This window comes from Brevibacterium sp. K72, from assembly GCF_050562175.1.
Classification (GTDB): Bacteria; Actinomycetota; Actinomycetes; order Actinomycetales; family Brevibacteriaceae; genus Brevibacterium; species Brevibacterium casei.
Genome location: NZ_CP191582.1, coordinates 2,309,493 through 2,336,473 on the forward strand (window position 1 = coordinate 2,309,493; position 26,981 = coordinate 2,336,473).

A 26,981-nucleotide genomic window follows, 5' to 3' on the forward strand; every position below is an offset into this window, starting at 1 on the left:
GGGCCTCAGCGCTCGAGCACCTCGTCGAGCGCACTCGCTCCGGCGGCGACCGTGACCTGGGTGCCCCACGGGTCGGTGAGGCGCAGGGAGCGTCCGTCGTCGGCGAAGTCGAGGGAGTGGCGACGCAGACGCTGCCCGAGGGCGTCGAGGTCATCGCGGCCCGGCACGGTGATCGCGAGGTCCCCGAGGCCGAGGCTCGCCGCCCGCGGTCCGGCGCCGAGGCTGTTCCACGTGTTCATCGCGACATGGTGGTGGTAGCCGCCCGCGCCGGCGAAGAGCGCCCCGGGCATCGTCGAGTGCGTGACGCCGAACCCGAGGGCATCGACGTAGAAGGCCCGCGCCCTCTCGATGTCGCCGACCTGGAGATGGACGTGCCCGACGGTGCCTGCGAGTTCCGAGGTGTGCGCGAGGGCGTCGGTCGTCAGGTGCTCACGGAGGAACGCGTCGGGGTCGAACCGGATCGAATCCATCTCGACCTCACCGTCGGGGGAGTGGCCCCACGTGGCGCGATCGCGGTCGACGTAGAGTTCGATGCCGTTGCCCTCCGGATCGGTGAAGTAGAAGGCCTGGCTGACGAGGTGGTCCTGGGAGGCGACGAAGCGGCTGCGCGTGTTCTCCGCGGCGTGGGCGACGGTCGCGGCCAACGACTCCGGTGTCTCGAAGAGGAACGCGGTGTGGAAGAGCCCCGCCTGCCGAGGGTCGACACCGGGCAGACCGGGCGTCGCGACGAACTTGACCATGGGCGTCCTGCCGCGCCCGAGCGCCCGGTGGACCTCACGCCCCCGGCTCGACTCCTCGAGCGGTTCGAGGGCGAGTGCGTCGGCGTAGTAGTCGGTCATCGTCTCGAGGTCGCCGACGCGCAGGGTGACGGCGTCCATGCCGAGATCGGCGCTGAGCGCCGTCTCGGAGGTGGGATCGGTGGACATGGCCTGCTCCTTGCTGTCTCCGGCGGACTCCGCTGTGCCCGAGGTGCTGACGTCGCCCGAGGCGCTGAAGTCTCATCGTAGTCCCGCAGGGCGAGAGGGGTCCCATCGCAGACGGGTCACGCCCGGGGTAGGGGAGCGTGCGCATCCTTGCCGGGCCTGCGAGGGGAGACGATGATGGGGACATGACAGCGCAACGGCAGCCCCATCCCCACGAACCCCACGAGCGCGGCACCGGTCAGAAGCTCAACTGGCTGCGCGCGGGCGTGCTCGGTGCCAACGACGGCATCGTCTCGACCGCCGGTGTCGTCATCGGTGTCGCCGCAGCGACACCGGACAACATCGCCGCGATCGCCACCGCCGGCGTCGCGGCCCTCGTCGCCGGCGCGTTCTCGATGGCCGGGGGAGAGTACGTGTCGGTGAGCACGCAGCGCGACACCGAGAAGGCGCTCATCGCCAAGGAGAAGCAGGAGCTCACGGAGATGCCCGACGACGAGCTCGCCGAGCTCGCCGGCTTCTACCAGGAGAAGGGGCTCTCGCCGGAGCTCGCCCGCGAAGTCGCCGTGGAGCTGACGAAGCGGGATGCGCTGGCCGCCCACGCCGAGGTCGAGCTCGGCATCGATCCAGAGCAGTTCACGAATCCGTGGGCGGCGGCGGCGTCCTCGTTCGTCTCGTTCACCGCCGGCGCCCTCATCCCGCTCGTCCTCATCCTCCTGCCCGTCGGCGCCCACCGTGTGTGGGTGGCGGCCGCGGCCGTCGTCGTCGGTCTCTTCCTCACCGGGTGGATCAGTGCGGGCCTCGGACGGGCACCGAGGCGGCCCGCCGTCATTCGCAACGTCCTCATGGGATCGGCGACGATGGTCGCGACCTACCTCATCGGCCTACTCTTCGGAGTCGCGACGGGCTGACTCCCTTGTCCGGCAAGTCATCCAATGTATTGAAGGTAATTCTCATATCGGATGGGAAACGTTTGGCGAAGATTCTTGTCATTGACGATCGAGGCATCTAGTCTGAACTACAGACATAGGATGTCTTAGGTATTCAATGAGGAGTCCCGCCAGATGTCAGATACCGCGAGCACCCCGCTGCTCGACATCCGCGGCGCCGGGAAGTCGTTCCCCGGCGTCCGCGCCCTTGCCGATGTCGATCTCGATCTCCGCCCCGGCGAAGTCCTCGGACTCGTCGGGGAGAACGGAGCCGGGAAGTCGACGCTGATGAAGCTGCTCTCCGGGGTCTACACGCCCGACACCGGAGAGTTCCGCATCGACGGGAAGCCGGTGTGCATCGGATCGACGACCGAGGCCGAACGCCTCGGCATCGCGATCATCCACCAGGAGTTCAACCTCGTCGACGACCTCACCGTCGCCCAGAACATCTACCTCGGCCGGGAACCGCGGATCGGTCCCTTCATCAGCGAACGTCGGCTCAACCGGGATGCCGCGGCGCTCCTGGCAAGGCTCGGTCTCACCCTCGACCCGAAGGCGGTCGTCGGTCGCCTCACCGTGGCTGCGCAGCAGATGGTCGAGATCGCCAAAGCGCTCAACCAGGACGCGCGGATCCTCATCATGGACGAGCCGACCGCCGCCCTCAACGATGAGGAGGTCGAGATCCTCCACGGCCTCATCCGCCGCTTCGTCACGCCCGAGACCGGGGTCATCTACATCTCCCACCGAATGCCCGAGCTCAAGGCGATCACTCAGCGCATCACCGTCATCCGCGACGGAGAGAAGATCGGAACCGTGCCCACAGCGACGACGGACATGCCCGAAGTCATCCGGATGATGGTCGGACGCGAACTCGACGCCGTCACCGAGGTCCCGAGCTATCAGGGCACCGCCGAGGTGGTCCTCGAGGTCCGCGACCTGGCGACGAAGGCGAAACTCAAGGGCATCAGCTTCGGCCTGCGGCGCGGAGAGATCCTCGGTCTGGCCGGGCTCATGGGCGCCGGGCGGACGGAGACGGCGCGGGCGATCATCGGTGCCGACCCGCTTTCGGCGGGCGAGATCCGCTTCGGAGGCAGGCGCGTGCGCATCCCCAATCCCGCCGCCGCGGCACGGATGGGCATCTGCTATCTCTCCGAGGACCGCAAGCAGCTCGGCGTCCTCACCGGACAGAGCGTGCGCGACAACATCGCCCTGCCGAGTCTGCGCCGCTTCAGCCGCGCCGGCTTCACCGACGAACGGCGGATCGACGCCGCTGCCCGTGACTTTGTCTCCACCCTGAAGATCCGGACCCCGTCGATCCAGCAGATCCTCGAGCGGCTCTCCGGCGGCAACCAGCAGAAGGTCGCGATCGCCAAATGGCTCGTGCGCGACTGCGACGTCTTCATCTTCGACGAACCCACCCGCGGCATCGACGTCGGGGCGAAGGCGGAGATCTACGCGCTCCTGCGCGAACTCAGCCGGCAGGGCAAGTCGATCATCGTCATCTCCTCCGAACTGCCCGAGGTCCTCCTGCTCTCCCACCGCATCGCGGTGCTCAGCGAAGGCCACCTCACCGGCATCCTCGACGCCGCCGAGGCGACGCAGGACTCGATCATGGAACTCGCCACCCGGTACACCGAATCGATGGGAATCGTGGCCTGAATGAACACCGAACTCGCCTCCGCCCCCGCGTCGCAGACGACCGCAGCGTCGTCGCCGAGTCGGCCGGCGGGCACCCGCAGCCGGTGGCGCAACTCGCTGCAGCAGCTGCTCGCCGTCGCCAGTCTCGTCATCATCGTCATCGTCTTCGCGATCATCAATCCCGACTCGTTCCTCACCCTGACCAACCTCTCGACGATCCTCACCACGGTGACGACGGTCGGGCTGCTCGCCCTCGGCGTCACGTTCATCATCATCACCGGCGGCATCGACCTCTCGGTGGGAACGGGCATGATCCTCTGCGGAGTCATGGCCGGGGTCTTCATCACGAACATGGGCCTGCCGCTGCCCGTCGGCATCGCCCTGACGATCGGCTTCGGCGGGCTCATCGGGCTCATCAACGGATTCAACGTCGCCGTCCTCGGGCTCCCGTCCTTCATCGCCACACTCGGGATGATGATGGTCACGCAGGGGCTCTCCCTCGTCATCAGCGGCACGAAGCCGATCTACTTCACCGAAGAGCCGGGGTTCGGGGCGATCATGAATGCCTCGCTCGTGCCGGGGATGCGCCTGCCCCTGGGCACCGTGCTCTTCCTCGTCCTCATCGTCGTCTCCGTGATCATCCTGCAGCGCACCCTCATCGGACGCACGGCCTTCGCGATCGGATCGAATGAGCGGGCCACCCGGCTCTCGGGCGTCAACGTCCGGGCGTGGCTCATCTCCGTCTACGTCCTCTGCGGCCTCTTCGTCGGCCTCGCCGGGGTGCTCTCGGCCTCCCGTCTCAGCTCGGCTCAGCCCACCGGCGGCGCCGGCATCGAGCTGCAGGCGATCGCCGCGGTGATCATCGGCGGCACCTCGCTCGCCGGCGGCCGGGGGTCGATGATCGGCACGGTCATCGGCGCGCTCATCATGGCCGTCCTCGACAACGGCCTGCGGATGGCAGGGGTCGCCCAGGAATGGCAGCAGGTCGCCATCGGCGTCGTCGTCCTCCTCGCCGTCTACCTCGACATCGTCCGGAAGAAGAACTCGGCGAGCGGGTCCTCGACCTAGGAAGGCCCACCGTCCCATCACGTTCCACCACGGCACCCACACACCGCCTCATCATTCGAAGGAGAACACCATGAGGACCAGCAAGCTGCTCACCTCGCTCGCGGCTCTCTCTGCCGCAGCGCTCATCGCCACCGGCTGCGGGTCGGGCGGATCAGGTGGGGGAGGTGAGGGCGAACGGACCATCGCGATCATCTCCAAGGGCTACCAGCACCAGTTCTGGCAGACCGTGAAGAAGGGCGCCGAGGAGAAGGCGAAGGAGCTCGGGGTGACCGTGACCTTCGAGGGCCCCGACAGCGAGACCGACGTCGAACAGCAGGTCACCCAGCTGCAGGGAGCCCTCGACAAGCAGCCCGACGCCGTCGCCATCGCCGCGCTCGACAGCAAGGCCGTCATCCCTCTGCTCCAGCAGGCGCAGTCGAGTGACATCCCCGTCATCGCCTTCGACTCCGGCGTCGACAGCGACATCCCGCTCACCACGGTCGCCACCGACAACAAGGCGGCCGCGGCCGAGGATGCGAAGAAGCTCGCCGAAGCCCTCGACGGGAAGGGCAAGGTCGGCATCGTCACCCATTCGGAGACCGCGCAGACCGGTGTCGACCGGCGCGACGGCTTCGTCGAGTACCTCGAGGCCAACGAACCGGGCATCGAGATCGTCGCGGAGCAGAACGCCGACGGCGACCAGGCGAAGTCCGCGGATGCGACGAAGGCGATGCTCCAGTCGAACAAGGACCTCGCCGGCCTCTACGGCACGAACGAAGGCGCGGCGATCGGCGTCGTCCAGGGCGTCAAGGAGCTCGGGAACACCGATGTCACCGTCGTCGGATTCGACTCCGGCAAGGCGCAGATCGATGCGATCAAGGACGGCTCGATGCTCGGAGCGGTGACGCAGAGCCCGCTCGACATCGGCGGAAAGACCGTCCAGGCCGCCGTCGACGCCATCGACGGCAAAGAGCTCGAGAAGGAGATCCCGACGAGCTTCTACTGGTACGACAAGTCGAACATCGGGGACCCGAAGATCGCCGAGCTGCTCTACGAATGATCCGCTCGGAGGACGGCGCGACCGCCTCGGCGAGGACGGACTCCCACCTCGCCGGGGTGCGGTCGTCTCCGCCGAGGCGGTCGTGTACTAGGTTGGGGCCATGGCACTGACGGACGACGCGCTCGACAAGATCAAGGACCTCATCGTCTCCGGCGAGCTTCGGCCCGGCGACCGACTGCCGCCGGAGGCCGAGCTCGCTGAACGCCTCGGCCTGTCACGGAACTCGCTGCGCGAGGCGGTCAAGGCCCTCGACTTCATCAACGTCCTCGACGTCCGCCGGGGATCGGGCACCTACGTCACCTCGCTCTCGGCCGAAGACCTCACCGAGGCGGTGTCCTTCCTCGTCGACGTCCACGCCTCCGGGTCGCTCAAGGAGATCCTCGAGGTCCGTCGGATCTTCGAGGCCGAGACCGCGTATCGGGCGGCCGAGCGGATCGACGAGGAGGGTCTCGCTCAGCTGCGGCAGACGATCAGCGACACGGATCCCGCCTCGGTCGAGTCCCTCGTCGCCCACGACTTCGAGTTCCATTCGACGATCGCGAAGCATTCGGGCAACGCCTACCTGGCGGCGATGCTCGAGGCCGTGTCGATGAAGACGACCCGGGCCAGGACGTGGCGGGGGATGACCGAGGCCGGAGCCGTCGAGCGCACGCTCGAGGAGCATCGGCTCATCATCGATGCGCTCGCCGCCGGGGACGCCAGGCTGGCCCAGTCGATCATGATCCTTCACGTCTCCGGCGTCCAGCGCTGGGTCGACCACGTCGATGTCGTCACCGAGGAGGATCTCGACGACATCGCCGAAGCCTGAGGAAGCCGTCTCATTCGGGACGCAGACGCAGTCCCTGCATGCCACCGTCGACGGCGACGGCCGTGCCCGTCGTCGATCCCTGGAGGGGACTGGCGAGGAAGACGATCGTGCGCGCCACCTCCTCGGGTTCGACGAGGCGACCGTGCGGCTGGCGGGCGTTGAGCGCCCGCAGCTCCGCCTCGGGGTCCTCGGCCCTGGCCATCAGCCCGGTCATCACCCACGGGGTGTTCGCGGTGCCCGGGCACACGGCGTTGACGCGGATGCCCTCACGGACGTGGTCGGCGGCCATGGCCAGCGTCATCGAGTAGATCGCTCCCTTGCTCGCCGAGTAGAGGACACGGTCGGGCAGTCCCGCAGTGGCGGCGACCGACGAGGTGTTGACGATCGCTGCGTGCTCCGAGCGGCGCAGGTAGGGCAGGGCGGCGGCGGTGACCCGGGCGACGGAGACGACGTTGACGCTGAGCACACGCTCCCATTCGGCATCGTCGTTGGCATCGACCTGCCCCTGTGCCCCGATCCCCGCGTTGTTGACGACGATGTCGATGCCGCCGAACTCCGCGGCCGCCGCCTCGACGGCGGCCGCGACGGAGGCACGGTCGGAGACGTCGCAGGCGAGCCCGAGTGCGCCGTCCGGAGCGCCTGCGGGGTTGAGGTCGAGGACGGCGACGTTCGCCCCGCCGTCGAGAAGGAGCTCGGTCACGGCCCTGCCGATGCCCGATGCGCCACCGGTGACGAGGGCGGTGAGACCGGCGAATTCCGATATGGTGCTCATGCTGTGCAGCTTTCTCTCTGGAGTCGGATGGTGGAGGTCGACGTCACAGGCCGATGGACGTCGGCCGGTCAGTCGAGGAGGAGGTCGGCGCCGGTCCCGGCGGGAGCGTCGACCCGGAAGTAGGCCTGCCGCTGTCGACCGAGTCCCTCGATCTCGACCTCGGAGACATCCCCGGGTTCGAGGTAGGGGAAGCGGCCGGAGAGGGCGACGCCCTGCGGGGTCCCGGTGGAGATGACGTCGCCGGGCTCGAGCTGCATGTACTGGCTCAGCCGCCAGACGATGTCCTCGACGGGGAAGATCATGTCAGAGGTGTTCGAGTCCTGCCGGGGTTCCCCGTTGACCCAGCTGGCGAGCCGGAGCCGGTGCGGGTCGATCGCGTCGGCGGTGACGAGGCAGGGTCCCAGCGGCATCGAGTCCTTGACGACCTTGCCCTTCGACCACTGCCCTCCCGAATGCACCGTCTGGTAGTCGCGTTCGGAGAGGTCGTTGGCGACGAGGTAGCCGCCGATGACCTCGGCGGCGGCCTCCGGGCTCTCGAGGTAGGCGGCCCGGGCACCGATGACGACGCCGAGCTCGACCTCCCAGTCGAACGTCGTCGCACGCGGCGGGATGCCGATCGGATCGTAGGGTCCGGTGATCGTGTTCGGGGTCTTGAGGAAGATGATCGGCTGGGTCGGTGCCGCGGCACCGGATTCGGCGGCGTGCGCGGCGTAGTTCTGGCCGATGCAGATGACGGCCGAAGGCCGGGCGATCGGTGCGCCGATGCGCTGCCCGCTGATGTCGATCTCCGGCAGGGTGCCGGCCTCGAGCGCCGCGGCGATCCGGGCAGGGCCGTCCGCCCAGAACGTCGGGTCGATGTCGGTGACGACGGCGCTGAGGTCGAAGTGTCGGCCGTCGACGTCGACGACGGGGGTCTCGGCATCGCGGTCGCCGATTCTCATGAGTCTCATTCGCAACTCCTCTGTGCTGTCAGGGTCGGGTCGAGTGGATGGGCGGTCGGTGGTCGCGGGGCCTCACGGGCCCAGCGTCGCAGGGTCGGCGGTGAGGAGTCCCGCGGCGACCGCGCGGGCCCAGAAGTCCTCGGGTACGGGGTGGGCGGCGAGTTCGACATTGCGTCTGACCTGGTCAGGTGTGCGCATGCCGAGGGTGACGTTGGTGATCGCGGGGTCCCGGAGGCTGAATTGGACGGCTGCCGCCGGCAGCGTCGTCCCGCACTCCGCGGCCAATGCTGCGAGCGCCTCGGCCTTGTCGAGGACCTCTCGGGGTGCGTCCTCGTAGTTGTACTTCGCCTTCCTGCCCGGGTCGGCGTTGGCGAGGATCCCGGAGTTGAAGACGCCGACGTTGACGATACCGACCCCGCGGGAGGCGCACGCCGGGATGAGGTCCTCGCGACCTCCCTGTTCGAGGAGCGTGTACCGGCCCGCCTGCATGACGACGTCGATGTCGGTCTCGGTGACGAAGCGGGTGAGCATCTCCGCCTGGTTCATCCCGGCACCCCACGCGCCGATGATCCCCTCGTCGCGCAGGCGTGCGAGTTCGGGCACGGCCCCGTCGATCGCCTCGGTCCAGTGGTCGTCGGGGTCGTGGATGTAGACGATGTCGATGCGGTCGAGGCCCAGCCTCTCGAGGGACTCCTCGAGGGAGCGGCGGATGCCGTCCGGGGAGTAGTCGCGCACACGGGCCTGGTCGCCGGGCACGGCGAAGCCCTCGTCGTCCCACTCCTGCGGGTCCTCCGCGGGGCGGACGAGCCGACCGACCTTCGTCGAGACGAGGTACTCCTCACGGGGCTTGGTCCGCAGCACCTCGCCGAGGCGACGCTCGCTCAGCCCGAGACCGTAGTGGGGTGCGGTGTCGTAGTACCGGATTCCCAGTGACCAGGCTTCCTCGATCGCTGAATGGGCGGTCTCGTCGTCGATCTGCCGGTAGAGGTTTCCGATCGGGGCGCCTCCGAATCCGAGCGTGCGCATGTCGTGCAGGCGCTGCACGACGGAGTTCCTCAGAGTCATTCGCTCCTCCTTGAGAGATAGAAGTCGGCGGCGGTCCCGCCCAGGACGGCGGCGAGGTCCGCCTCGTCGAGGACGGTGCGCAGCGCGGAGGTCGCAGCCTCCTCCCACACGGGCAGTCCGAGACCGTGGCCGGTCGTCGAGACGGGGTGGTCCGAGCCGTACATCGTCCGGGCCGGGCCGAAGGCCGCGAGAGTGTCGGCCGCATAACGTGCGGCGAGGGCGTTCGCGGCCTCGCCGCTCACCCGCCCGGGCACCTGACCGGGGAGTCCGGAGAACTTCACGTGGAGGCCGGGGTGCAGGGCGAGCGAAGCCATCGCCGCTGCCCATCCGTCATGCGCGAAGTCCGGATCGGCGGGCAGGGGCTTGCCGAGGTGGTCGATGACGACCCGGTCGGCCGAGCCGCGGGCGCTGACGATCGCGGAGACGAATGTCTCGAGTTCGCTCAGCTGTTCTGCGCGCACGCAGAGGTCGATGCTCAGCCCCGCGTCGAGGGCGGTCAGGGTTCCGGCGAGCAGCGTGTCGGCGGTCTCCGAGGCTCCGACGGCGAGGTCGCCTGTGGCCCGACCCTCGAAATTGTCCCTCACCCCGACGACGAGGGGGTGGGAGCGGAGCCGGTCGACCGCCTCGGCGAGGCCCGGATCAGTGCAGTCGACGGCGGCGACGATGCCGCGGATGAGCGGGGGCCCGGCGGCGATCCGGGTCAGCCATTCCACCTCGGCGAAGGCCTCATCACGGGCGGCGCCGGCTTCGATGACGATCGCCCCGGTCGCCGCCGTTTCGAGCTCGCCGGGCCGGGAGGTGCGCGGCAGGTCCGGCAGGCCGGCCATCCACGGGTAGGTGAAGCGGTCGCGGTCCCAGAGGTGGAGATGGGAGTCGATGAGCTCTGTCATGGCACGACGACTCCGACCGTGAGGAGGAGGTTCGCGTATTGGCGCTGGTCCCCGGTCGCGATGACGAGGCCGAGGTCCCGGCTGCGGGCGAGGTCGTAGAACGCGAAGCGCTCGTGCCCGGTGAAGGGCACGTCCGGCAGGATCACCGTATAGCCGACCACGGCGGGAGCGGTGCCGGCCTCGGCGGTGAGCATGAACGCGCACGCTTCGATCGGGATCATCTGTGCCAGCGGGGCGAGGATCTGGTCGACGGTGAGGAGACCGGGGGCGACGTTGAGGGCGATCCGGGTGGCGCCCTCAGCTGCGCCGGTGAGGTGGGGATAGTTGCCGTCGGCGAGGAGGATCGTCGTCCCGTGACCGCACCGGGCGAGGGCGGCGAGGAGTTCGGGGTGGGTGATCGGGGTGGTGAGCATGGGCTCTCCTCTGCGTCGGTGCGGGGTCAGTCCTGGTCGGTCGCCGAGGCGGATGCCCCTCTCGTCCTCCAGTATGCTTCGATCTCCTCGAGGGAGCGCCCCGACGTCTCGGGGACGCGGGTGAGGACGAACCACAGGGCGGCGGCCGAGAGCAGCGCGAAGACGAGGAAGACGAGCGGACCGATCGCGTCGAGGGCGACGGGGAAGGCCCAGGCGAACGTTGCGTTGAAGAGGTACTGGGTGAAGGTGATGACGCCGGTGCCGATGGCGCGCACGGACAGGGGGAGGACCTCGGGGACGAGGAGCCAGAAAACCGGCCCCATGCCGATGCCGAAGGCGAATGTGTAGGCGAAGACGGCGGCGATGGACACCCAGCCGGCGTCGGGCAGGAGCCAGAGGGCGATCATCGCCACGGTCTGCCCGAGCATGGAGATCGCGAGCAGGCGGACGCGGCCGAGCCGGTCGATGATCGGCAGGGCGATGGCCGTGGAGACGACGAGGGCGATGCCGACGCCGTAGTTCGCGTAGCTTCCGGCGCGATCGCCCATGCCCGACTGGGCGAAGATGATCGGGGCATAGTAGACGACGGCGTTGATGCCGGTGAAGACCTGGAAGAACGTGAGGACGAGCAGGACGATCATGGGGCGGCGGGCCGAGGTCGTCAGTCCGCGCAGTCCGGCCTCCTGCTGGGCGAGGCTGTCTTTGATGTCGGTGAACTCGAGGCGGGCGATCTCCTCGGTTCCGCGCAGGGCGCCGAGCACCCTGAGCGCGTCGGCGTCGCGTCCGCGGGTGATGAGCCAGCGCGGACTGGCGGGGGAGAGGACCATGCCGCCGAAGAAGACGACGGCGGGGATCGCTCCGACGCCGAGGATCCACTGCCACAGACCCGATGTCTGGAAGGCATCGCCGACGATGTAGGCGGCGAGGATGCCGAAGTTCACGGCGAGCTGGTAGAGCCCGGTGAGCAGTCCGCGGATGCGAGTGGGGGAGAGTTCGGAGAGGTAGATGAGGCCGAACATGTTGGCGATCCCGACGCCGAGGCCGAGGAAGAAGCGGGCGGCCCCGAGGACCGCGGGTGTCGGTGCGAAGGCGCAGGCGAGCGAGCCGACGAAGAAGATGACGGCGGCGACGATGAGGAGGTGGCGGCGGTCGAAGCGGCGGGCGGCGAGCGTGGCCCCGATGATCGAGGGCAGGGCGCCCCAGAGGAGAAGGGAGGTGATGAGCCCCTGCTCGCCGGCGTCGAGGCCCATCTGGTCGATGAGCAGCGGCAGGGCGCCCGAGATCGCGCCCGAGTCGTAGCCGTAGAGGAGACCGGAGAAGCCGGCGAGGACGGCGATGAGGATGATCCGGCGGGGGATCGGCTCACTGTCGTGGCTGCGGGTGAGCGGGGTGTCGGTGGTGGTGCGGTCGGTCACGTCGTCGATCCTCATTGTTCGGTTTCGGTGCTCGGAGTCTGTGCGCCGGGACGCGGGCTGCGCTCAGGCGATCTCGCGTGCGTGCCACACAGGACCGCCGGGGAACGCGTAGTCGGAGAGCGTCCGCCGGTGGATCTCGGCACCGGCGCCGGGTGCCGTGGGCGGCCAGTAGCGCCCGTCGTGGACGTCGACGGGGGTGAGGAAGTGCTCGTGGAGGTGGTCGACGAACTCGATGCAGCGGTCGTCCATGGTCGCGGAGACGGCGACGAAGTCGAACATCGAGAGGTGCTGGACGAGTTCGCACAGCCCCACGCCCCCGGCGTGCGGGCAGACGGGGACCTCGGCGTGAGCGGCGAGGAGGAGGTTGGTGATGTTCTCGTTCACCCCGGCGACCCGGGTGGCGTCGATCTGCATGACCCGCAGTGCGTCGGCCTGGAGCATCTGCTTGAAGACGATCCGGTTCTGGCAGTGCTCACCCGTGGCGACGGGGGTCGGGGCGATGTGCTTCTGGATGTGGGCATGGGCGAGGATGTCGTCCGGCGAGGTCGGCTCCTCGACCCAGCGGAGACCGAAAGGAGCGAGGTCGTCGATCCAGTCGACCGCCTCGGCGGCGTCCCAGTGCTGGTTGGCATCGACGGCGATGGGGAAGTCAGGCCCGCAGATCTCCCGGGCGATGCCGAGGCGGCGGATGTCGTCGTCCCGGTTGGCTCCGACCTTGAGCTTGATCTGGTCGAAGCCCTCAGCGATGGCCTCCCGGCACAGCCGCGCGAGCTTCTCGTCGGAGTAGCCGAGCCACCCGGGTGTCGTCGTGTACGCCATGTATCCGGTCTCGCGGAGCTCGGCGATCCGCTCGGCCCGACCGGGTTCTGCGCGTTCGAGGATCGCGAGCGCGTCGTCCCTGGTCATGAAGTCCGAGAGGTAGCGGAAGTCGATGAGGTCGAGGATCTCTGCCGGGCTCATGGCGGCGAGCAGCTCCCACAGCGGCAGGCCCGCCCGCTTCGCCTTGAGGTCCCAGAGGGCGTTGACGACGGCGCCGATGGCCATATGGCTCACGCCCTTCTCAGGTCCGAGCCAGCGCAGCTGCGAGTCGTGGACGAGTTCGCGCCAGAAGCCGCCCATGTCCTCGAGGATCGGTTCGACCTCGCGTCCGATGAGGGTCTCGGCGATGACGCGCACGGCTTCGGTCTCGATGTCGTTGCCGCGCCCGATCGTGAAGACGAACCCGTGTCCCTCATGGCCGTCGGCTGAGTCGGTGGAGACGATGAGGTAGGCCGCGGAGTAGTCGGGGTCCGGATTCATCGCATCGGAGCCGTCGAGGCTCGCCGAAGTGGGGAATCGGAGGTCGACGACGTCGATCGAGGAGATGGTAGACATTGCGTCCTTTCACACAACTGCGGTGTTGTGATCGGATGTCTGAACGGGGCGATCGTCCAGATACTCGGTCACGCTCATCAACCCGAGTTTAAACATAGGATGTTTAAGTGGTCAAGGGTGAGGATGGTGTGGTTGCGGCCAATGAGCAGGGGAGTGGGCAGTGACTGCAGTGACGAGTGATCGGATGTCTGCGCGCGACCGTTTGGTGTCTGAGGGGCCGATCACCATTGATGGCGTCGAGCGGGACCTCGAAGCGGCGATGGAGACTCGTGGCAATCTGCGGGTCTGAGGCCAGCCCCGTGGCCGAGCGGGCGATCGAAGCCATGCTCCAGTCGACCTCGGAGGGCTGGTGTTTCTGGGACGCCGCCTCCGTTGTGTGCGGACGATGGCGAAGTCCGACGATCCAGTTCGCCATGGGTCAACCTCCCTGCCCCTGGTGTTGCATCTCGCAGACAGATGGACCTGAACCGGTGTTCTCATTGCCCGTTCAGCGAGTAGAAAATTGCACAATCTTTGAGGTGCATGGAGGGCAGACGAGAACTCTTGGGCCATTTCGCAGTTATGGGGTTCGGCGCATGTCTCGCTGCCTTCGCCTGCCGATGTGGATGGGATTCGATACGTAGTCGCGAAGGGTCCTGATTTCACGTGCGTTCGCCGCCTCGCGGCTGGCCCATCAATCCGTTCAGAATGACTGCGAACTTGTCTATCGCGTTGGCCAGTCGACGAGTCGATCTGAGTGTACATTGAGGTTCTGAACAGGACGTTGAGTGCAATTGCAAGGAGTCTGAGGTGTCCAAGTATTCAGTGAGGCAGGACCAGGTCCAGACATTGCTCTCGTGGGTCCGCAGTGGCCAGATCGCGATCCCCGAGATGCAACGGCCGTTCGTCTGGTCTTCGACGAAGGTGCGCGATCTTCTCGATTCCCTGTACAAGGGCTATCCTGTCGGTTACCTCATCACGTGGCAGAGTCAGGACGTCGGGCTCAAAGACGGTTCCACTTCCGGCTTCAAGCAGATCCTCATCGACGGTCAACAGCGAATCACTGCTATGACTGCTGCTCTGGTCGGTGCCGAGGTCGTCGACAAAAACTACGCCAAGAAGCGGATACAGATCGCCTTCAATCCGCAAGAGGAGAAGTTTGAGACACTGACTCCGTTCCTTGACCGTGACCCAGCCTGGATATCGGATATCTCCGAGTTTATGAACAGCCGATCGACATTCCGGTCGATCAGTTCGTATCTCGAAGCCAACCCGGAGGCAGATGCCAACGCAGTCGAGGACGCTTTTGAGCGGCTTGCTGGAATTCAGAATGCTCAGGTCGGCATCATCACACTCGCTGACGATCTCGACATCAACACGGTCACCGAGATTTTCATACGCATCAACTCGAAAGGCGTTACCCTTTCCAGTGCCGATTTCGCGATGAGCAAGATCTCAAGCCACGGAATGTACGGCTCGAACCTCCGCAAGCTCATCGACTATTTCTGCCATATGGCGCGTCACCCGCAGGCGTACGATGACATTTCGGCGAATGACAAAGCGTTCGCTGATTCCGGATTGATGGAACGAATCGCTTGGCTGAGGAATGACACCTCCGATCTGTACGACCCTGAGTACACGGACGTCATTCGAATCGCCGGTTTGCGAGGCTTCGGCAGAGGAAGGATGGCTTCGCTCGTCAGTCTGCTGTCCGGCCGGGATTTCGAAACTCGGTCCTTCAGCGAAGAGCTCGCCGTGCAGTCATTCGAGACTTTGGAAAACGCTCTGCTGGAGATCGTCAATCAGTACAATTTCCAGCAGTTTGTCCTCACCGTAAAATCGGCAGGTTTCACTCAGGCGAAGATGATCACCTCTAAGAACGCGCTCAACTTCGCGTATGCGCTGTTCATCCGGTTGCGCGCCGAGAAGCAGATGACAGACGGTGAGATCAAGAGCGTGGTTCGTCGATGGTTTGTCATGTCAATGTTGACAGGGCGCGCGTCAGGATCTTTCGAGACGCAATTCGAGGTCGACATGCGTCGAATCGGCGAACTGGGCGTCGCCAACTATCTCGATCAGATCGAGCGCGGACAGCTCACCGACGGCTTCTGGGAGATCGAACTCCCGTCCAGTATGAACACTACGAGCATAAGGAGTCCGTATTTCTCGGTCTTCCTCGCCGCGCAGGTGCACAAACAGGCTAAGGGGTTCCTGTCGAAGCACATCACCGTGGGGCAGATGATGGAGGAGTCCGGGGACATTCACCATCTCGTTCCGAAGAACTACCTGATGAAGTCTGGCGTTACGGACCGTACGCAGTACAACCAGATCGCGAACTTCGCATTGACCGAGACGCCGATCAACATTGGAATCAAAGACAGTGTGCCCGCCGCCTATCTTGGACGCGTTCGAACACAGATCGAGGATGGAAAACTGTCGCTCGGCGAGATCAATTCGCTGGAGGAATTGCAAAAGAGTTTCGCTGAGAATGCGGTCCCGCTGACACTCGAGGAGACGACTGCTGCGAACTACCAGGAGTTCCTGGCCAATCGCAGAGCCACGATGGCCGAGTATATTCGCGACTACTACTTTTCACTTTGACAATGTGAGTTGCGACGCCGAGCGTCCGATCTCGTCAGCGTTCGACGACGACTCCGTCGGCATCGGCGAAGACCATCGCTCCGGGACGGATCGTCGCCCCGCCGAACTCGACGACGATGTCCTGCTCTCCGTCGCCGGTCTTCCCGCTCTTGCGCGGATTGCTCGCCAGGGCCTTGACGCCGAGGTCGAGGGTGGCGAGGACCTCGCGGTCGCGGACGGCGCCGTTGATGACGACGCCGACCCACCCGTTGCCCAGGGCGAGTTCGGCGATCATGTCGCCCATGAGCGCGGTTGCGATCGATCCGCCGCCGTCGACGATGAGGACGGAGCCGTCGCCCGGGCCCGAGAGGACCGACTTCACCAGCGCGTTGTCCTCGAAGCAGCGGACGGTGCGGGCCGGCCCCGAGAACGCGACCTTGTCTCCGAAGTCGATGAAGTTGAGCGCGATGGAATGGAGTTCGGGACCTCGTTCGTCCCAAAGGTCGGCGGTCGAGACGGTCACATGTCCTCCACAGTCATTCGGCGGCGCGGGCGGTCTGCTCATTGCTCACGAGCTCCCAGACGTGATCGTCGGGATCGTGGATGTAGGCGGTGTGCGAGCCGTCGAGGTCGACCGGCGGGTCGGCGCGACCTCCGGCGGCTGCCGCCCGCTGGGCGACGTCATCGACCTCGCCGGGGGAGGTGATCGCGCACGAGACGATGACCGCACCGGGAGCGGGGACGGCCGCGGTGCCGACACCCGCACGGTCGAGGTAGGTGCGGTACTCCGCCTCGGCGATGAGGAAGAGGGAGAGGTGGGGGAGTTCGAAAGCGACGATGATGTCGTCGGCGTCGGAAGGCTCGAGGTCGAAGCACTCCCGGTAGAAGCGCAGAGAGCGATCGAGGTCGGCGGCGGGCAGGCAGACGACGACGGCAGCGGGTCTCATGCCAGCACCGTAGCACGGGACCGAACCCCCTCACAGGGGCCCGGCGTGATTGGCCCAGGTCCCGGCGTTGTCGATAGAGTAGAGGGGTGCCTTCTTCCGTTTCGACCCTCCGGCAGTCCGTCCGCGACGCCGTTTTCCCGAAGTCGAAGCTCATGACGACTCTGTCGAACGGCACGAACGGGTGGATGAGTTCCTGGGGGACGAACGCCCACGGTGAGATCGCCGGCTGCCCGCCGCCGCGCCGCTGACACGCGGATCCGCCCTCTCGGGGTGGATCGACGCGCCCGCGCGCCCTCATCCCATCTCTGCGAAAGCGACCTCACCGATGTCTTCGGCCACCCCTGATTCCTCTGCTCCTGCTCGTTCCCTCCGCCAGACGATCGCCCGTGTGCTCAAGCACGACGCCGTCGGCGGCATCCTCCTGCTCGCTGCGACCGCAGCCGCGATCGTCCTTGCGAACTCCCCGGCGGCCGACTGGTACGAGAGCCTCCGCTCGACGAAATTCGGCCCCGAGTCCCTCAAGCTCAACCTCTCGGTGAACAGCTGGGCTTCGGACGGGCTGCTCGCGATCTTCTTCTTCGTCGTCGGCCTCGAACTCAAAGAGGAGTTCGTCGCCGGCAGGCTGCGCGACCCGAGGACCGCGGCGATCCCGGTGGCCGCTGCCATCGGCGGTGTCGCCGTGCCCTCGCTGCTCTACGTGCTCGTCAACCTCGATTCGGGCGGCGGTGCACTCAACGGCTGGGCGATCCCCGCGGCCACGGACATCGCGTTCGCCGTGGCGATCATCGCGATGGTCGGCAGATTCCTGCCGCCCGCGCTGCGGACCTTCCTCCTCACCCTCGCCGTCGTCGACGATCTCCTCGCCATCGCCATCATCGCGGTCTTCTACACCGACGATCTGGCATGGGCCCCGCTCGGCCTCGCGCTGCTTCCGCTGCTCGCGTTCGGCTTCGCCGTGCAGCGGGGGATCCACGCGTGGTGGATCCTCATGCCGCTCGCGTTCGCGACCTGGACCCTCGTCCATGCCTCCGGCATCCATGCGACGATCGCCGGCGTCCTCCTCGGATTCACCGTGCCGGTGGCAGCGAAGGCGCGTCGCGGGAAGGTGCGCCGCGGGAAGGCGGCTGAGCGCGGATTCCACGCCCATGACGGCATCCACGGCGCCGAGGGGCACGGGCCAGCCGCCCGCTTCGCCGATGCCTGGAGCATCCCCTCCGCGGTGATCGCGGTGCCGATCTTCGCGTTCTTCGCCGCCGGGGTCGACGTCGGCGGACTCTCGGGCCTCGCCGAATCACTGGTGAGCCCGGTCGCCGTCGGGATCATCCTCGGGCTCGTCCTTGGCAAGCCGGTCGGCATCGCGGTCTCGGCCTTCGTCGTCACGCGGATCCGAGGATTCTCCCTCGACCCCACGTTCCGGTGGGTCGACCTCATCGGCGTTTCGTGCCTGGCCGGAGTCGGCTTCACCGTGTCCCTGCTCATCGGCGATCTCAGCTTCGGCGAAGGCGACGACCGCGCGCAGATCGTCAAGGTCGGTGTGCTCTGCGGCTCCCTTCTCGCCGCGCTCATCGGGGCCGTCTGGCTCGCCGTGCGCAACCGGCACTACCGTCTGGCCGGTCGCACCCACGATCTCGTCCGCGACGGCGGCATGACGCGCTCGTCCGCCTGAGGGCGACGGTGCCCTCGCGGAGGTGACCGGTCACCGGTCGCCTCCGCCGACGGCGTGTCGGGCGCCGATTCCCGAATCGGCCAGGCTTCCTGTATCCGAATCCGTTCTCACCGGGCAAAATGGAGATGACACACTCATCACCGATGGAGGCACGCGATCATGTCCGAGACTTCCGAACCCGCAGACGAGCCCACCGAGACCACCGGCCCCACGGCCGAGGAGCTCGACGCCCAAGCCGCCGACCGCGCTCACCAGGACGAGCTCGTCGAGGAATGGGGAGACGAGTCGTTCCCTGCCAGTGACCCGCCGGAGAACTACTGATCCGATGAGCCGCTCTCGTCGTCGGACGGGGGCGGCTCTGTCTTTCGGGCCGAGCCGGAAACCGGGCCGGTCTCGTCGTCGAGGCGGCTGGGCGGGCGGCGGCGCACCGTCACCGACCACCGGCCGGCGGCGTCGAGGGCATTCGTCACCCGTGCCCCCACTCCCGGGCGAGGGCGAACTCGATGAGGGCCTCCACCCGTGCGGGCAGGGTGATGCCTGAGGGCCAGATGACCTCGACGCCGACCGGCTCGACCGCCGGCTCGATCTCCTTGATCACCAGGGGGTAGCCCTCATAGCTGGCGGGATTGCGCAGGCGCTGGACGAGCACTCCATAACCGAGCCCGCGACCGACGAGCGTGCGCACGACCTCGTAGCTCGTCGTCCGGTGCCGCACCTTCGGCTGGAGGCCGCGGTCATGGAACATCGAGAGCGTGTGCTGGCTCGACGGGGGCGAGTCGAGGAGGATCATGTCGCGCTCGACGAGGTCCTCGAGGCGCACCGTCTCCCGGTCGGCGAACGGATCGTCGGCGGCGAGGACGACATGGGCGGGGAGGTCGAAGAGGCGTACGTGGTTGGGGGTGCCGGGGATGAGCGTCTCGTAGACGAAGGCGACGTCGATCTCACCCGATTCGAGACGTCCCGCGAGGCGGTCCTGCGTGGTCTCGACGATCTCGAGGCCCACCCGCGGGTGCTGGTCGCCGAACTCGGCGAGGAGGACGGGGAGGATCACCGGCGCCAGGGTCGGATAGCAGCCGATCGTCACCGGCCCCGCGAGTTCGCCGTCGGTGGTCGTGAGTTCGCGCTGCAGTTCGTTCGCCTCGGCGATGAGGGTCTGCGCGCGGGCGACGACCTGCTTTCCTGCGGCCGTGAGGACGAGTCCCTGCGCCTTCCTCCGCACGCACAGATGGGATTGGAGCTGATGCTCGAGCGCGGTGATGGCGTCCGAGATCGCCGAGGAGGAGACATGGAGTTCCGCCGCTGCGGCTGAGATCGTGCCCAGGCGGGCTGCCGTGACGAGGTAGGAGAGCTGGCGCAGGCTGAAGTTGGGGACGAGGTCTGCATGCATATTCGACTTTTCCGAACTAGTAATGCGATTAATTCCGCTTTTCCTTTTCTTCCATTCTCCACATACTGGTCTGTGAACGCCATCACAGATCTCGAAGATGAGGGGGAGACAACGATGACTTCTCAGCTCCACGCCGACGCGCCGCAGACCGCGGACCAGGTTCCGGTCGCCGATTGGGTGACGATCCCCGACCTCTACGCGGACCCGTTCCCCATCTACGAACGACTGCGCGCCGAAGGCGGAGTCCACTGGGTGCCGTCGGTCAACCGCTACCTCATCACCAGCTATGAAGCGGTCAGCGAGACCGAGCACGACCAGGAGGTCTACTCGGCCAACGAGAAGGACTCACTGCAGATCCGTGCGATGGGCCACTCGATGCTCCGCCGTGACGATCCCGAGCACTATGCGCAGCGCCGCGCCTGGCAGCCCGTCCTCAAGCCGGGCTACGTCAAGCGGATCTGGACGAAGATGTATCGCGAGGTCGCCGAGGACCTCCTCGCGAAGCTCATCGAGAAGGGTCCGGGATCGGACCTCATCTGGGACTTCGCCGCCCCGTACGCCGCCGAGACGCTGCGGCGGATGATCGGGCTCTACAACGTCGGCCAGGAGGACATGCAGCGCTGGTCCCAGACGCTCATCGACGGCGTCGGCAACTACTCCGACGACCCCGTCGTCTGGGCGAAGGCCGAGCGGTCCTTCAACGAGGTCGACCTCGCCCTCGACGAGATGCTCGACCACCACCTCACCCACCGCGACGACTCCCTCCTCTCCGGGCTGCTCTCGATGCCCGGGGACAGGATGCCGATCGAGCAGATCCGAGCGAACATCAAGATGACGATCGGCGGGGGACTCAACGAACCCCGCGACGCCCTCGGAGTCGCAGCCCTGGCGATGTTCGAACACCCCGAACAGCGGGCCGCGGCCATGGCCAACCCTGCTCTGTGGGCGACGGTCTTCGAGGAGACCATCCGGTGGATCGCCCCCATCGGCATGTACTCCCGCCAGGTCACCCGCGACACGGTCCTCGCCGGCACCCCTCTGCCGGCGGGTGCAAAGCTCGGCATCTGCGTGCTCTCAGCCAACCGCGATGAGACCGTCTGGGCCGAGGCCGAGAAGTTCAACATCCATCGCGAGGTCAAGCCCCACCTCGCCTTCAGCAAGGGCGTCCACGTCTGCCTCGGCAACTGGGCGGCCCGAGCCGAGATCGCCGACGTCGCCCTGCCGCTGCTCTTCAACAGCCTGAAGGGCCTCGAGATCGACACCACGCAGGAGACGACAATCGGCGGATGGGTCTTCCGCGGCATGCTCACGCTGCCGGTGACGTGGACCGGGGCCACAGCCGGACCCGACTACGGTGCCGCCGTCACCGGGGGGACCACCTCGGCGGGGGAGTCGGGCACTGACCGCGGACCCGGACCCAAGGTCGCCGTCGTCGGCTCCGGACCGTCGGGCTGCTTCTCCGCGAAGGAGATCCTCCGTCAGGTTCCCGGCAGCTCCGTCGACGTCTTCGACCGACTTCCCGTACCGTACGGACTGCTGCGCTACGGTGTCGCCGCCGACCACCAGGGCACGAAGTCCGTGTCCACGCAGTTCGACCGACTCTTCGCCGACCCCCGGGCCCGCTTCATCGGCAACACCGAACTCGGCCGCGACATCTCGATGGACGACCTCAGGTCGAACTACGATGCCGTCGTCCTCGCCAGCGGACTCTCCCACGACCGCGACCTCGCGGTGCCCGGAGCCGACCTCGACCGGGTCTATCGGGCAGGCACCCTCACCCGGATCCTCAACGGTCACCCCGACGAGGCGGCCGCTCCTGCCGTGACCCTCGGCTCGCGTGTCGCCATCGTCGGCCAGGGCAACGTCGCCGTCGACATCGTCCGCCTCCTCACCAGTCAGGACGAGACACTCGAGGGCAGCGACCTCGACGACCGCGTCTACCGGCCGCTGCGCGCCGACATCTCCCGCCTCGACGTCATCGGCAGGTCGGGGCCGAGCGCGGCGAAGTTCGATCCGGTGATGATCCGCGAACTCGCCCGCGTCCGCGGACTCCGACACGTCCTCCACGGTGTCGACCTCGAGACCACCGCCCCGGGCAAGGACGCGAAGTTCGACGCGCTGCGCGACCTCCTCGATCCCGCGATCGACGGCCATGCCTCCGGTGCATCGATCGAGGTCCACTGGTGGTTCACCGCCGTTCCGGAAGCGATCACCGGAACCGACGGCGCGGTGTCCGGCATCGACATCGACGTCGCCGGGGAAGCCGTCCACCTCGAGGTCGATTCGGTGATCACAGCGATCGGCTTCGTCCGCGACACGGCCACCGTCGCCCGCCAGGGCATCTGCCCGGTCTCGCCGATCCCCGGCGACGGACGGATCAGCGATGGTCTCTTCGCGATCGGCTGGCTCAAGGGCAACGGCCGCGGCACGATCCCCGACCAGCGCACCGAGGCGAAGACGCTCGCGGCGTCGATGGCCGCCGAGGTCAACGCCGGGACGATCTCGACCGGCGCTGCGGGGCTCGACCCCGGTGCGCAGTCCACGGACTTCGACGGCTGGCGTCGCATCGACCTCCGCGAGCGCCTCGGCGCGGGTGTCGGGCGCTGCCGGTCGAAGATCACCGACCGACAGGAACTGCTCTCCGCCGCGCGGGATGAGAGCCTCGACGCGCAGCTCGAGACCTCCTCGGGCAGCGTCGGCCACGACCTTGCCCCCGACGTTCCGCTGACGATCCTCTTCGGCACCGAGTCGGGCAATGCGGAGCTCGTCTCCGAGGAGCTAGGGGCGTTCATCGGAGAGCGCGACGACCTCGTCATCGCCGACCTCGCGACGCTCAGCCCCGCCGACCTCGACCCGAACCGCTTCCACCTCGTCGTGTGCTCGACCTACGGCGACGGGGAGGTCCCGAGCTCGGCGAGGGAGTTCTACGCCCAGCTGCAGGAGGGCGACGTCGACCTCACCGGGGTGCGGTTCGCGGTGTTCGGGATGGGCGATGCGAGCTATACGAAGACGTACTCGCGCGGCAGCGAGCTCCTCACCGAGGCCCTCGAGGCCCGAGGCGCGACTCGGGTGGGCGAGTACGGTCGCCACGATGCCAGCGGCACCGTCCCCGCGGGGGAGGCCGCATGCGAATGGGCGGAAGGAGTGCTCTCGAATCTGACGACAGAACACTCTCCTGCCTGACCCGCGCCACGGGCAGGGCTCACTCCACGACCGCGTTCCACGAGCCCTGCCCGCCGGCGCTGTGCTCCACTCCACGGCCACAGCACTGCAATCACGATCGAACAAGGACGTTCTCATGACTGTCACTCACGGAACCACGCCGCAGGCGAAGCGGACTCAGCGGAAGGTCGCCTTCGCCACCGTCATCGGCACGACGATCGAGTGGTACGACTACTTCACGTACTCGACCGCCGCTGCCCTCGTCTTCGCCCAGCTCTACTTCGCGCCCGCCGGCGAGGCGGGCGCCCAGATGCTCTCCTTCGCGACGATCGGCATCTCGTTCCTCTTCCGGCCCCTCGGCGCGTTCCTCGCCGGGCACTTCGGTGACCGGCTCGGGCGCCGTTTCATCCTCGTCGTCACGCTTGTGACGATGGGTGTGGCGACCGCGCTCATCGGCCTCATCCCCACCTATGCGGCCATCGGCGTCGCCGCTCCGATCATCCTCATCCTGCTCCGCATCATCCAGGGGCTGTCCGCGGGCGGCGAATGGGGCGGTGCCGCGCTGCTCGCCGTAGAACACGCCGAGGTGACCCGGCGCGGCCGAGCCGGGTGCTACCCGCAGCTCGGCGTGCCCTTGGGCATGCTGCTCTCCTCGGGCGTCATCGCGCTCATGACCGGCGTCATCTCGCCCGGGGATGCGTTCCTCGAATGGGGATGGAGGATTCCGTTCCTCCTCTCCGTCGTCCTCATCGGCGTCGGCTACTGGGTGCGCCGCACGGTCGAGGACACGCCGGTGTTCCAGGAGATCCAGGAGGAGTCGGCCAAGCGCAAGGCGCCGATCCTCGTCCTCTTCAAGAAGCACCTTCCCCTCGTCATCGTTGCGGCCCTCATCTTCGCCGGCAACAACGCGAGCGGCTACATGACGACCGGCGGCTTCGTCACGAAGTACGCGACCGACCCCGTCGGCTTCGCCCCCATCGATGTGCTCCTGGCGATCACCTTCGGGTCGTTCGTGTGGCTGCTCTCGACGGCCGTCTCGGGTTACCTCGCCGACGCCATCGGGCGGGTGAAGACCTACGTCTTGGGCTTCATCATCCTCATCGTCGCCGCGTTCCCGCTGTTCTGGCTCATCAACACCGGCAACCTCGGGCTCATGTACCTTGCGCTCGGTGTCTTCTCCATCGGGCTCGGCCTCTCGTACGGGCCGCAGGCGGCCCTCTACGTCGAGCTGTTCCCCGCCTCGATCCGCTTCAGCGGCGTCGCGATCTCCTATGCCCTCGGTGCGGTCATCGGCGGAGCGTTCGCCCCGACGATCGCTCAGGCTCTGCTCGAGGCGACCGGGACGACCGCTTCGGTGTCGCTCTACCTCGTCATCATGGCCGGCATCGCGCTGTTCGCCGTCTCCCTGGTCAAGGACCGGCGCGGCATCGATCTGTCAGTGAACAACGAAGACGCCCAGACTGTGGGGGTGTGGCGCCGGGGCTGACCTCGCCGAGGCGGCCGTCGGACATCGACGGTCGCCTCGCCGGTCAGTTCGGAGGCCTCGTCGGTGCCCTGGGCCGGTTGCTCGGGGCATCGATCCGTGCGCAGAATCAACGACTTGCGTGTCGCCAGTCGGGGGTCCGCGCCATGACGAGGAATCAGGGGCCTGCTGCCGGCGGAGGGGCTCAGCCGGTCGACGGCGGTCGCATCGCCGGCAGCTGAGCGCGTTCGACGATGACGGCGATGTGGACGCGGTTGCTCGTGTCGAGCTTGATGTTGATCCGATTGAGATGCGTCTTCACGGTCGCCTGACTCATGAACATCGTGTCGGCGATCTCCTGGTTCGACAGGCCCTGCGCGACGTAGACGGCGATCTCGAGCTCACGTTCGGTGAGGTCGGCGAGCAGCTCCTCGGCTTCGCGCTGCATCGTGCGCGCTGAGCGGGACGTGGCGTTTCCGATCAGTCGTCTGAGGGCGACAGGGGAGACGAACGGCTCATCGGCGTGGACTCTGCGGATCGCCTCGGCGAGGGCGGAGGGGCCGATGTCCTTGACGAGGTATCCGGCGGCTCCGGCCTCCAGAGCGCGATAGAGGTAATCGTCGCTGTCGAAGCTCGTGAGCGCGACGACCTTGGGCGGGCGGACGCTGTTGGTGAGCCGTTCGATCGCCTCGATCCCGCCGATGCCGGGCATCCGGATGTCCATGAGGACGATGTCGGGGAAGTGGAGGGCGACCTGGTCGAGGGCGTCCTCACCGCTGAGCGCCGACCCGACCGTCTCGATGTCGTCCGTCGTGCTGAGGATCCCCTTGATCCCGGTGACGACCATCGGGTCGTCGTCGACGACGATGACGCGGATGGGATCGGCGGTCTGGGTCATGGACGACAGACTACCGGAGGGTGATGACACCGGTGACGACTGCGGTATCAGGCCGGGTCGGTCGGTTTCAGCCTCGGCGGGGGAAGGGCGGGAGGATCACCTCGACGACGAAGTCGCCGTCACGAATACCGATGTGCGCCTCGCCGTCGAGCATGACGGCCCGCTCGCGGATGCCCTCGAGGCCGGATCCCGAACCGGACGTGGACAGTGGACGGCTCGCCGGGGCACCGCCGCGGGAGAACGGCGGGGCCGACGGCCGGGCAGGAAGCACCTCGGCGCCGGTGTCGCGATGGCCGTGACGCGGACTCGGCACAGGCGCGGGATTGACGATGATGAGATGGCCCCCGCGGTCGGCGGAGACCGAGACCTCGACCGTCACAGGCGCTCCGGGGGCGTGCTTCATCGCGTTCGTCAGGGACTCCTGGACGATCCGGTACACAGCTCGGTCGAAGCTCGTCGATGCGCTCTCGACGTCCTGGATGATGATCGAGGGGCGCACGATCGTGCCGGTGGCCTGCACCGACGTGATGAGCTGGGGGATCGAGCGCATCGAGGCCAGGCTCGGGGGAGTCGACTGCTCCTTGTGCGGGCCGGCGCCGGCCAGCGTGCCCTCACGGACTCCGCCGACGAGCTCGCGCAGATCCTCGAGGGAGGCGTGCGCCTCCTGCCGAAGCGCCGAGGCGGTCGACGCGACATCGGCGCCGTCCTTGCTGCCGAGTTCGAGGGCACCGCTGTGGAGGGAGATGACGGAGAGGCGGTGGGAGAGCGTGTCGTGGAGTTCGCGCGCGAGCAGTTCGCGTTCGGACTGGCGCGCGAGTTCGGCCGAGAGCGATTCGTTGCGCTGTGCCTCTCGATCCGCGCGGGCTTCGACCGCTCTCATCCGCTGGGTGCGCCGGATGAGATACCCCAGTCCGAGGCTGAGACCGAGAGCTATGGTGCCGATGCCGATGGTCACGACGTTGACGGCGAGGACGGTGTCTTCCGGAGGTGTGGGGAGCGCGGGATTGCCCGGCTGCACCGCTGAGGAGATGACGAAGAAGCTGAACGGATTGAGTGCCGTCGGGGAAAGGCAGTGTCGCACTATCGAACCGATGACGACGACGGAGCCGGTCACTGCGGCGATGACCGCACTGCGGCGGGACCCCCGGATGATGAGGTGGAACAGTCCGATGAGCATGAGGAGGCAGTCTCCCCACGCCAGTGCCGGGACGAGCCCGACGAGGAAGGGCACCCACGGCCATCTGCGGCGCATGAACACGGTGCCCCACATCGGCAGGAGCAGGATGACGAGGAGGACGCCGATGACGCTGAGAATGCCGTCGCCGAATGCCAGTGTGTTCGCCGTCAGAGCCATCATCGAGGTGAGATAGCCGGAGACGAAGATGACGATCCCGATGAGGATGCTCCCGGTGATCCGCAGCCAGCGCGGGGTCGAGCCGCGCCGACCCGACGCCGAGTGGGTCGCCGATCGGCCGTGCTCAGCCGCCGACCGACTGGTCACGTTGCCTGCAGGAGGCGACCACTGGAGCTGCTGTCCGCTCGTCGCCGCGGGACCGTGCCCCATGGGTGTCGACTGGACGGGATGGCGGGGAGGTCGCGGAGGGATGTTGAGCGCAGGTCGGCGCACG

Annotated in this window: 24 protein-coding genes; 11 read left to right on the forward strand and 13 right to left on the reverse strand. The window is 67.3% G+C overall.

What is annotated here, in order from left to right; translation table 11 throughout:
• Window positions 1-5: 5 nt before the first annotated feature.
• Window positions 6-926 (reverse strand): VOC family protein, encoded by a 921-nt coding sequence (locus tag ACQ1RG_RS10305; protein ID WP_063250236.1) that lies wholly within the window; start codon window positions 924-926, stop codon window positions 6-8.
• Window positions 927-1,108: 182 nt separating this feature from the next.
• Between ACQ1RG_RS10305 and ACQ1RG_RS10310 the strand changes: the two genes are divergently transcribed.
• The 5 genes from ACQ1RG_RS10310 (at window position 1,109) to ACQ1RG_RS10330 (ending at window position 6,402) form a co-directional block, all read left to right on the forward strand.
• Window positions 1,109-1,831: a VIT1/CCC1 transporter family protein gene (locus ACQ1RG_RS10310; RefSeq protein ID WP_009374730.1), complete on the forward strand. Its 723-nt coding sequence runs from the start codon at window positions 1,109-1,111 to the stop codon at window positions 1,829-1,831.
• A 153-nt stretch (window positions 1,832-1,984) separates the two neighbouring features.
• Window positions 1,985-3,508 (forward strand): sugar ABC transporter ATP-binding protein, encoded by a 1,524-nt coding sequence (locus ACQ1RG_RS10315; protein ID WP_101624513.1) that lies wholly within the window; start codon window positions 1,985-1,987, stop codon window positions 3,506-3,508.
• Window positions 3,509-4,555, forward strand: coding sequence for an ABC transporter permease (locus ACQ1RG_RS10320; RefSeq protein ID WP_101624514.1), 1,047 nt, complete (start codon window positions 3,509-3,511; stop codon window positions 4,553-4,555).
• A 70-nt stretch (window positions 4,556-4,625) separates the two neighbouring features.
• Window positions 4,626-5,594 carry an ABC transporter substrate-binding protein gene (locus ACQ1RG_RS10325; protein ID WP_101624515.1) on the forward strand — a complete coding sequence of 323 codons (969 nt, stop codon included), beginning with the start codon at window positions 4,626-4,628 and terminating at the stop codon, window positions 5,592-5,594.
• A 100-nt stretch (window positions 5,595-5,694) separates the two neighbouring features.
• Window positions 5,695-6,402, forward strand: a complete 708-nt coding sequence (locus tag ACQ1RG_RS10330; protein ID WP_101624516.1) for a FadR/GntR family transcriptional regulator — start codon at window positions 5,695-5,697, stop codon at window positions 6,400-6,402.
• 10 nt (window positions 6,403-6,412) lie between these two features.
• On the opposite strand, the gene ACQ1RG_RS10335 is transcribed toward ACQ1RG_RS10330, so the two are convergent.
• From ACQ1RG_RS10335 to ACQ1RG_RS10365, 7 genes are all read right to left on the reverse strand, one after another.
• Entirely contained in the window at window positions 6,413-7,174 is a 762-nt protein-coding gene (locus ACQ1RG_RS10335) for an SDR family NAD(P)-dependent oxidoreductase (RefSeq protein ID WP_197907841.1), read from the reverse strand.
• Window positions 7,175-7,242: 68 nt separating this feature from the next.
• Entirely contained in the window at window positions 7,243-8,124 is an 882-nt protein-coding gene (locus tag ACQ1RG_RS10340) for a fumarylacetoacetate hydrolase family protein (RefSeq protein WP_131248390.1), read from the reverse strand.
• Window positions 8,125-8,187: 63 nt separating this feature from the next.
• Entirely contained in the window at window positions 8,188-9,180 is a 993-nt protein-coding gene (locus ACQ1RG_RS10345) for an aldo/keto reductase (RefSeq protein WP_131248389.1), read from the reverse strand.
• Window positions 9,177-10,070 carry an amidohydrolase family protein gene (locus ACQ1RG_RS10350; protein WP_131248388.1) on the reverse strand — a complete coding sequence of 298 codons (894 nt, stop codon included), beginning with the start codon at window positions 10,068-10,070 and terminating at the stop codon, window positions 9,177-9,179. Before ACQ1RG_RS10350 ends, ACQ1RG_RS10345 begins: the two co-directional genes overlap by 4 nt.
• On the reverse strand, window positions 10,067-10,483 hold the full coding sequence (locus ACQ1RG_RS10355; RefSeq protein WP_131248387.1) for an RbsD/FucU family protein: 417 nt from the start codon (window positions 10,481-10,483) through the stop codon (window positions 10,067-10,069). The genes ACQ1RG_RS10350 and ACQ1RG_RS10355 overlap by 4 nt, the downstream gene beginning before the upstream one ends.
• A 26-nt stretch (window positions 10,484-10,509) precedes the next feature.
• Complete coding sequence (locus ACQ1RG_RS10360; protein ID WP_131248386.1) at window positions 10,510-11,898, reverse strand: sugar porter family MFS transporter; 1,389 nt, start codon at window positions 11,896-11,898, stop codon at window positions 10,510-10,512.
• A gap of 63 nt (window positions 11,899-11,961) precedes the next feature.
• Window positions 11,962-13,272 (reverse strand): enolase C-terminal domain-like protein, encoded by a 1,311-nt coding sequence (locus tag ACQ1RG_RS10365; RefSeq protein WP_063250239.1) that lies wholly within the window; start codon window positions 13,270-13,272, stop codon window positions 11,962-11,964.
• A 789-nt stretch (window positions 13,273-14,061) separates the two neighbouring features.
• Here ACQ1RG_RS10365 and ACQ1RG_RS10370 point away from each other — a divergent pair.
• On the forward strand, window positions 14,062-15,852 hold the full coding sequence (locus tag ACQ1RG_RS10370; RefSeq protein ID WP_095375661.1) for a GmrSD restriction endonuclease domain-containing protein: 1,791 nt from the start codon (window positions 14,062-14,064) through the stop codon (window positions 15,850-15,852).
• A gap of 34 nt (window positions 15,853-15,886) precedes the next feature.
• On the opposite strand, the gene rraA is transcribed toward ACQ1RG_RS10370, so the two are convergent.
• Window positions 15,887-16,396 carry a ribonuclease E activity regulator RraA gene (gene rraA, locus ACQ1RG_RS10375; RefSeq protein WP_063250575.1) on the reverse strand — a complete coding sequence of 170 codons (510 nt, stop codon included), beginning with the start codon at window positions 16,394-16,396 and terminating at the stop codon, window positions 15,887-15,889.
• Entirely contained in the window at window positions 16,368-16,778 is a 411-nt protein-coding gene (locus ACQ1RG_RS10380; protein WP_063250576.1) for a VOC family protein, read from the reverse strand. Before ACQ1RG_RS10380 ends, rraA begins: the two co-directional genes overlap by 29 nt.
• A gap of 86 nt (window positions 16,779-16,864) precedes the next feature.
• Here ACQ1RG_RS10380 and ACQ1RG_RS10385 point away from each other — a divergent pair, with 86 nt between their 5' ends.
• The 3 genes from ACQ1RG_RS10385 to ACQ1RG_RS10395 all read left to right on the forward strand — a co-directional run bounded on the left by ACQ1RG_RS10385 (window position 16,865) and on the right by ACQ1RG_RS10395 (window position 18,765).
• A complete protein-coding gene (locus tag ACQ1RG_RS10385; protein WP_162909073.1) occupies window positions 16,865-17,026 on the forward strand; it encodes a hypothetical protein in 162 nt (53 codons plus the stop codon).
• 140 nt (window positions 17,027-17,166) lie between these two features.
• The gene (gene nhaA, locus ACQ1RG_RS10390; protein WP_222125952.1) at window positions 17,167-18,444 is read left to right on the forward strand and encodes a Na+/H+ antiporter NhaA; all 1,278 of its coding nucleotides are present in this window, start codon (window positions 17,167-17,169) and stop codon (window positions 18,442-18,444) included.
• A gap of 159 nt (window positions 18,445-18,603) precedes the next feature.
• Window positions 18,604-18,765: a hypothetical protein gene (locus ACQ1RG_RS10395; protein ID WP_162909074.1), complete on the forward strand. Its 162-nt coding sequence runs from the start codon at window positions 18,604-18,606 to the stop codon at window positions 18,763-18,765.
• Between the two features lie 145 nt (window positions 18,766-18,910).
• Here ACQ1RG_RS10395 and ACQ1RG_RS10400 read toward each other — a convergent pair whose 3' ends face one another.
• The gene (locus ACQ1RG_RS10400) at window positions 18,911-19,831 is read right to left on the reverse strand and encodes a LysR family transcriptional regulator (RefSeq protein ID WP_119296607.1); all 921 of its coding nucleotides are present in this window, start codon (window positions 19,829-19,831) and stop codon (window positions 18,911-18,913) included.
• 114 nt (window positions 19,832-19,945) lie between these two features.
• Between ACQ1RG_RS10400 and ACQ1RG_RS10405 the strand changes: the two genes are divergently transcribed.
• Together ACQ1RG_RS10405 and ACQ1RG_RS10410 are read left to right on the forward strand one after the other, a co-directional pair.
• Window positions 19,946-23,014, forward strand: a complete 3,069-nt coding sequence (locus tag ACQ1RG_RS10405; RefSeq protein ID WP_131248385.1) for a cytochrome P450 — start codon at window positions 19,946-19,948, stop codon at window positions 23,012-23,014.
• A 115-nt stretch (window positions 23,015-23,129) separates the two neighbouring features.
• Window positions 23,130-24,479 (forward strand): MFS transporter, encoded by a 1,350-nt coding sequence (locus ACQ1RG_RS10410; RefSeq protein WP_430600096.1) that lies wholly within the window; start codon window positions 23,130-23,132, stop codon window positions 24,477-24,479.
• 181 nt (window positions 24,480-24,660) lie between these two features.
• Here the strand turns inward: ACQ1RG_RS10410 and ACQ1RG_RS10415 are convergent, their stop codons facing one another.
• Window positions 24,661-25,353 (reverse strand): response regulator transcription factor, encoded by a 693-nt coding sequence (locus ACQ1RG_RS10415; protein ID WP_009374749.1) that lies wholly within the window; start codon window positions 25,351-25,353, stop codon window positions 24,661-24,663.
• 67 nt (window positions 25,354-25,420) lie between these two features.
• Window positions 25,421-26,980 carry a sensor histidine kinase gene (locus ACQ1RG_RS10420; protein ID WP_430600097.1) on the reverse strand — a complete coding sequence of 520 codons (1,560 nt, stop codon included), beginning with the start codon at window positions 26,978-26,980 and terminating at the stop codon, window positions 25,421-25,423.
• Between the last annotated feature and the right edge of the window lies 1 nt (window position 26,981).

Coding starts and splice junctions, on each gene's coding strand:
- ACQ1RG_RS10305 (WP_063250236.1), bottom strand. CDS start 926: ATGTCCACCGATCCCACCTCCGAGACGGCGCTCAGCGCCGATCTCGGC.
- ACQ1RG_RS10310 (WP_009374730.1), top strand. CDS start 1,109: ATGACAGCGCAACGGCAGCCCCATCCCCACGAACCCCACGAGCGCGGC.
- ACQ1RG_RS10315 (WP_101624513.1), top strand. CDS start 1,985: ATGTCAGATACCGCGAGCACCCCGCTGCTCGACATCCGCGGCGCCGGG.
- ACQ1RG_RS10320 (WP_101624514.1), top strand. CDS start 3,509: ATGAACACCGAACTCGCCTCCGCCCCCGCGTCGCAGACGACCGCAGCG.
- ACQ1RG_RS10325 (WP_101624515.1), top strand. CDS start 4,626: ATGAGGACCAGCAAGCTGCTCACCTCGCTCGCGGCTCTCTCTGCCGCA.
- ACQ1RG_RS10330 (WP_101624516.1), top strand. CDS start 5,695: ATGGCACTGACGGACGACGCGCTCGACAAGATCAAGGACCTCATCGTC.
- ACQ1RG_RS10335 (WP_197907841.1), bottom strand. CDS start 7,174: ATGAGCACCATATCGGAATTCGCCGGTCTCACCGCCCTCGTCACCGGT.
- ACQ1RG_RS10340 (WP_131248390.1), bottom strand. CDS start 8,124: ATGAGACTCATGAGAATCGGCGACCGCGATGCCGAGACCCCCGTCGTC.
- ACQ1RG_RS10345 (WP_131248389.1), bottom strand. CDS start 9,180: ATGACTCTGAGGAACTCCGTCGTGCAGCGCCTGCACGACATGCGCACG.
- ACQ1RG_RS10350 (WP_131248388.1), bottom strand. CDS start 10,070: ATGACAGAGCTCATCGACTCCCATCTCCACCTCTGGGACCGCGACCGC.
- ACQ1RG_RS10355 (WP_131248387.1), bottom strand. CDS start 10,483: ATGCTCACCACCCCGATCACCCACCCCGAACTCCTCGCCGCCCTCGCC.
- ACQ1RG_RS10365 (WP_063250239.1), bottom strand. CDS start 13,272: ATGTCTACCATCTCCTCGATCGACGTCGTCGACCTCCGATTCCCCACT.
- rraA (WP_063250575.1), bottom strand. CDS start 16,396: ATGAGCAGACCGCCCGCGCCGCCGAATGACTGTGGAGGACATGTGACC.
- ACQ1RG_RS10380 (WP_063250576.1), bottom strand. CDS start 16,778: ATGAGACCCGCTGCCGTCGTCGTCTGCCTGCCCGCCGCCGACCTCGAT.
- ACQ1RG_RS10395 (WP_162909074.1), top strand. CDS start 18,604: ATGTCCGAGACTTCCGAACCCGCAGACGAGCCCACCGAGACCACCGGC.
- ACQ1RG_RS10400 (WP_119296607.1), bottom strand. CDS start 19,831: ATGCATGCAGACCTCGTCCCCAACTTCAGCCTGCGCCAGCTCTCCTAC.
- ACQ1RG_RS10405 (WP_131248385.1), top strand. CDS start 19,946: ATGACTTCTCAGCTCCACGCCGACGCGCCGCAGACCGCGGACCAGGTT.
- ACQ1RG_RS10410 (WP_430600096.1), top strand. CDS start 23,130: ATGACTGTCACTCACGGAACCACGCCGCAGGCGAAGCGGACTCAGCGG.
- ACQ1RG_RS10415 (WP_009374749.1), bottom strand. CDS start 25,353: ATGACCCAGACCGCCGATCCCATCCGCGTCATCGTCGTCGACGACGAC.